The organism is Leifsonia sp. KNZ12-8B (assembly GCF_056755495.1).
Genome location: NZ_JBPGXM010000184.1, coordinates 1 through 5,239, shown reverse-complemented (window position 1 = coordinate 5,239; position 5,239 = coordinate 1). Strand labels below are relative to the sequence as shown.

General features: G+C 72.4%; 5 protein-coding genes. 4 read left to right on the top strand and 1 reads right to left on the bottom strand.

The annotated features are described in order from the left end of the window. The 4 genes from ACR9ZG_RS17750 to purQ form a co-directional block, all read left to right on the top strand. Nucleotides 1-1,258, top strand: a 1,258-nt coding sequence (locus ACR9ZG_RS17750; RefSeq protein ID WP_481286170.1) for a kynureninase, incomplete at its 5' end; no start/stop codon positions are given. After that, nucleotides 1,248-2,075: a PaaX family transcriptional regulator gene (locus ACR9ZG_RS17745; RefSeq protein WP_481286169.1), complete on the top strand. Its 828-nt coding sequence runs from the start codon at nt 1,248-1,250 to the stop codon at nt 2,073-2,075. The genes ACR9ZG_RS17750 and ACR9ZG_RS17745, both read left to right, overlap by 11 nt. A gap of 45 nt (nt 2,076-2,120) precedes the next feature. Further along, nucleotides 2,121-2,390 carry a phosphoribosylformylglycinamidine synthase subunit PurS gene (locus ACR9ZG_RS17740; RefSeq protein WP_481286168.1) on the top strand — a complete coding sequence of 90 codons (270 nt, stop codon included), beginning with the start codon at nt 2,121-2,123 and terminating at the stop codon, nt 2,388-2,390. A gap of 17 nt (nt 2,391-2,407) precedes the next feature. Beyond that, entirely contained in the window at nt 2,408-3,106 is a 699-nt protein-coding gene (gene purQ, locus ACR9ZG_RS17735) for a phosphoribosylformylglycinamidine synthase subunit PurQ (RefSeq protein WP_481286171.1), read from the top strand. Between the two features lie 96 nt (nt 3,107-3,202). On the opposite strand, the gene ACR9ZG_RS17730 is transcribed toward purQ, so the two are convergent. After that, complete coding sequence (locus tag ACR9ZG_RS17730) at nt 3,203-5,140, bottom strand: M60 family metallopeptidase (RefSeq protein WP_481286167.1); 1,938 nt, start codon at nt 5,138-5,140, stop codon at nt 3,203-3,205. Between the last annotated feature and the right edge of the window lie 99 nt (nt 5,141-5,239).

Below are 5,239 nucleotides of genomic sequence, written 5' to 3'. Positions count from 1 at the left end.
CACCACCCCCGCGACCCTCCTCAGCCCCGACCCGCTCAGCGCCGCCCGGGCGCTCGACGCCGCCGACCCGCTCGCCGCCTTCCGCGCCCGGTTCGTCGGCGCCGACGACGGCGGCGTCACCGCCTACTTCGACGGCAACTCGCTGGGCCGCCCGACGCTCGCGAGCGTCGAGCGCGTGCAACGGTTCCTGGTCGACGGCTGGGGCGGGCGGCTGATCCGCGGCTGGGACGAGGAGTGGATGGAGCTGCCGTTCACCATCGGCGACGCGCTCGGCCGGGCCGTGCTCGGCGCGGCGGAGGGGCAGGCCTTCATCGGCGACTCCACCACCGTGCTGCTCTACAAGCTGGCCCGCGCCGCGGTGGACGCGCTGCCCGAGCGCAGCGAGATCGTGCTCGACACCGACAACTTCCCGACCGACCGCTACGTGCTCGACGGGATCGCCCGCGAGCGCGGCCTCCGGCTCGTCTGGATCGAGGCCGATACCGAGGCGGGCGTCACTCCCGAGCAGGTCGCGGCCGTCGTCGGGCCGCAGACCGCGCTCGTCGTGCTCAGCCACGTGGCGTACCGGTCCGGCTTCCTCGCGGACGTCCCCGCCATCACGCGCATCGCCCATGACGCCGGGGCCCTCGTGCTCTGGGACCTCTGCCACTCCGCCGGCTCCGTCCCGACCGAGCTGGACGAGTGGGGCGTCGACCTCGCCGTCGGCTGCACCTACAAGTATCTGAACGGCGGGCCGGGAGCACCGGCCTTCGGCTACGTGCGGCGCGACCTCCAGGAGCGGCTGGTGCAGCCGATCCAGGGGTGGATGGGTGTGCGCGACGTCTTCCGCATGGGCCCGGAGTACGAGCCGGCGGCGAACGTGCGCCGGTTCCTCAGCGGCACACCGCCGATCGTCGGCATGCTGGCGATGCAGGACACCGTCGCGATGATCGACGAGTGCGGGATGGAGGCGGTGCGCGCCAAGTCCGTCGCCCTGACCGGGTTCGCGGTCGCGCTCGCCGAGGAGTGGCTGGCCCCGCTCGGCGTCGCGCTCGCGAGCCCGCGCGATCCCGAACGCCGCGGCGGTCACATCACGCTGAGCCACCCGGCCATGCGCGGGGTCACGGCGCTGCTGTGGGAGCGGGACGTCATCCCCGACTACCGCGACCCCGACGGCCTGCGCATCGGGCTCTCGCCCCTCAGCACGAGCTTCGAGGAGACCTGCCGGGGGATGGCGGCCGTGCGCGACGCGCTCGGCGAGCTGACGCATGACGACTGAGCCGGCGGCCGCCCGCGAGGACCTGGAGGCGCGCAGCGGCAGCGCCACCGCCCTCCTCCGCACGGTGGTCGGCGCGGTGCTGCGCCCGCTCGGCGGCTGGCTGAGCGCCTCCGGCGCGGTCGCGCTGATGGCGGCGCTCGACGTGCCCGCCGCCACCGCCCGCTCCAGCCTCGCGCGGCTGTGCGCGCGCGGCGTCCTGGTGCGGGAGCAGCGGGAGGGCGTGGCGGGATACGCGATCGACCCCGCGGCCCTGCCGATGCTGGAGCGCGGAGACGCCCGCATCTTCGGACGGCGGACGGCGGAAGGGCGCTGGTGCCTGGTGTCCTTCACGTTCCCCGAGCATCAGCGCTCGCTGCGGCACCGGCTGCGCTCGCGGCTCGCGGCGCTCGGCTGCGGCTCGGTCGCCGACGGGCTCTGGATCGCGCCCGCCGCGCTGGAGGACGAGGTCGCGGAGGCCGTCGAGGCGGTGGGAGGCGCAGCCACGGTCTTCGGCGACGCCTCCGTCCGCGGCGACCTCGCCGCCGGCCTCGCCCGCTGGTACGACCTCCCCGCTATCCGGGCGCTGCACGACTCCTTCCTCGCGCGGTTCTCGGGGCTCGAGGGCGATGACGCCCCGGCGGACGACCGCGGCGCCTTCGCCGCGTGGATCCGCGCCCTCGACGAGTGGCGGGTGATCCCGTACCGCGACCCCGGGCTCCCCGCCTCCGCGCTGCCGGACGACTGGCCGGGCGACGCGTCGGCCGCCCTGTTCGCGCGGCTGCGGCGGGAGCTGGAGCCGCGGGCCGTCCGGCACGCCGCGCTCAGCAGCGCACGGTAGAATCGGCGGCATCCCCCGGAGCGCGAAGGAAAGCGGAGCACGCCTGTGTCGACGATCGTTGTGGAAGTGATGCCCAAGGCCGAACTGCTCGACCCGCAGGGCAAGGCCGTCGCCGGCGCCCTCGCGCGCACGGGCAAGGGGCGCTTCGGCGTCCGCGTCGGCAAGCGGTTCGAGCTGACGGTGGACGGCCCGATCGACGACGAGACGCGTGCCGCGGTCCGCGAGATCGCGAGCGAGATCCTCTCCAACTCCGTCATCGAGGACGTCGTGGGCATCCACTACCCGAGCGGCGAGCACGAGGAGGTGCGAGCCTGATGCACGACAGCACCGGCATGCGCATCGGCGTCATCACCTTCCCCGGCTCCCTCGACGACCGCGACGCCCTGCGCGCCGTGCGTCTGGCCGGCGGCGAGCCGGTCGCGCTGTGGCACGGCGAGCACGACCTCCAGGGCGTGGACGCGCTGGTGCTGCCTGGCGGCTTCAGCTACGGCGACTACCTGCGCTGCGGCGCCATCGCGAGCCTCTCGCCGATCATGACCGAGGTCGTGGACGCGGCGGCCACGGGGATGCCCATCCTTGGCATCTGCAACGGCTTTCAGATGCTGGCGGAGGCGCACCTCGTCTCCGGCGGCCTGATCCGCAACGACCACGGCACCTTCATCCGCCGCGACCAGCACCTGATCGTCGAGAACGCCGCCACCCCGTGGACGAACGGCTTCGAGCAGGGCCAGGAGATCGTCATCCCGCTCAAGAACGGCGAGGGCGGCTTCATCGCCTCGGCCGAGGAGCTGAAGCGGCTCGAGGGCGAGGGGATGGTCGTCTTCCGCTACCAGGGCGTGAACCCCAACGGCTCGCTCAACGACATCGCCGGTGTGCGCAACGAGCGCGGCAACGTCGTCGGCCTGATGCCGCATCCCGAGCACGCGGTCGAGCCGGGCTTCGGCCCCGACACCTCCGCGGCGATGCGCTCGGGCACCGACGGCCTGACCTTCTTCACCTCGGTCATCCGCTCGGCTCTCGTCGAGGCGTAGCGCAGCCGATACGGCAACCGCCGAGTACGCAGACTCTCTGCGTACTCGGCGGTTTTCCGTGTATTTATCGCGTACTCGCGAGCGGGTCGGCCGGGATCACCGGAGCCCCCACTTGGCGAAGTACGAGGTGAGGTCGGTGCCGGCCACAGCAGAGGCCGTCTTCATGAACCGCTTCTCCATGCTCGGCGTGTCGGTCGGCGAGACGAGGCCGGCGGCCGCCTCCGCCCGGTACTGCTGGTTCAGCCGGGCGTAGAAGTCGTTGCCGTACATGACCCGGAGGCCGTCGAACATCCCGAGCTTGGTATCGGAGTCGGTCTCGTCGTCGTAGATGCGGGTCGCGTCCGGCTTGGCCAGATAGGTCTTGACCGCGTTCACGTTGACGGCGGTATCCATCTTGCTGGTCGCCCCGGTGCTCACCTGCACGGCCACCGCGGAGATGTTGCAGGTGATCTCGCCCAGACCGCCCCACTTGTACTGGACGGTCTGATAGGTGTGGCCGGTCTCGTGCCAGAACCCCCACTGCGCGGTGATCGGGTCGGCGAGGAACTTGCGCGCCGCGCCCGAGGACACCTGCAGCGAGATGCGGTCGTTCGTCGCGTAGGCGCTCCCGGCGCCCGAATCGGGGCTCGAGATGTAGAGGCGCGCCGGCGACTTGCGGTTCAGCCCGGTGCCGTCGACCGAGAGGCCGTAGACGCGGTCGGTGACATCGAGCACGTTGTCCCAGGAGCGCACACGCTCCTCGGTGACGTTCGCCAGGTTGGCGGTGACGGTCGCGCGCTGCAGGGCGACGACCGTGCGCTCGGTCGAGAACAGCACGAACGGGGAGGCCGTGAAGCTGTCGAGCCTGGCGGTGAACTCGGCCGGCGTGGTCTGGCCGAGCGTCCACAGCGGAACCGGGACGCCACCGGTCACCGTGGCGACGACCGGGTCTCCCGCGACCCGAGAGAGATAGACGAGTCCATCGCGGTCGGAGACGACCTTCGAGGTGCCGCCGGTCAGCGCGACCGTCTTGAGACCCATGTCCTTGCCCGCGTTGGCCGCGGCGTACGGACCGTACTGCCCGATGGTGAGGCTCACACCGCTCGCGGTGGACGGCAGCGCGACCGTCACCGTCTCGCCGGCCTTCACGTAGCGGCCCACCGGCTCCAGGGCGTTGTGGCGCAGGTTGCGGTTCTCGCGCTTGCGGTCCGCCTCGGTGTCGCCGCGTGAGACGAGGGTGAGGCTGGAGGTCTGGGTGCCGATCGCGACGGGCGGCGCCGTGGTGAAGCTGCTCGCGGCGAGCATGGTCGCGACCGCCTTGTCGTACGGCTGACCGGGGGTACCGGGAACGATGCCGACCTCGATGCGGGTGCCGCCCGCGATCGGGCTGGAGCGGCGGAGGGTCGCCATCCCGTTCGCGATGGCGGCCGTGCCGAAGTAGTAGTTCTTCCCGGCGTAGGTCTCGGCCGAGTACTTGCCGTCGACCCAGGCCACCACGCGCTGGCTGGAGCGGAACACCGACTCCGGCATCGTGACCGTGAACGCCGAGCGGCCCTCCACGGCGATGGAGGTGGCGGCCTGCCCCACGATCAGCGTGCCGAGGATCTGCGCCTTGGCGGGGTCGGTCCCGACCCCGGGCGAACCGGCGTTAACTCCGATCTGCACTCGCTGCCCGGCGACGAAGGAGACATTGGTGGTCACGGTGGTGACCTCTCCGTTCGTCGTCGGGGAGGCGTAGTAGGCGTTCCCGTTGTAGGTCTCGGCGACGTACTTCCCGTCGACCCAGATCACGATCCGGGTCGTCGAGCGGAACACGGCGGCGTCGATCGCGGCCTGCACCTTCCCGCCGGAGGTCACGGTGAGCGAGCGGACCGCTCCCGAGGTGCTGGCGGCGCCCGGCGTCGCGGCCGCGGAGGACGACAGGAGCGGGAGCGGGGCGGGGTCGGCGGTCGCGGCGCCGGCCGGTGCGGCGGTGACGAGACCGCACAACGTCAGCGCGGCCGCGGCGGCGCACGCGAGCACGGCGCGAGCCGGCCTTCGAGTGATGGTGTTCATGGTGCCTTCTGAAGGATGCTTCGCCGGTCGCGGACGCGTCCGGCGGTCGCCACGCTAGGGACGGGGCTGCACCCCCTCCCCGGGGGGTGACCCCCAGGG

Excerpts from the sequence above, each read along its gene's own strand:
- purQ (WP_481286171.1), top strand. The coding sequence starts at position 2,408 with ATGCGCATCGGCGTCATCACCTTCCCCGGCTCCCTCGACGACCGCGAC.
- ACR9ZG_RS17745 (WP_481286169.1), top strand. The coding sequence starts at position 1,248 with ATGACGACTGAGCCGGCGGCCGCCCGCGAGGACCTGGAGGCGCGCAGC.
- ACR9ZG_RS17730 (WP_481286167.1), bottom strand. The coding sequence starts at position 5,140 with ATGAACACCATCACTCGAAGGCCGGCTCGCGCCGTGCTCGCGTGCGCC.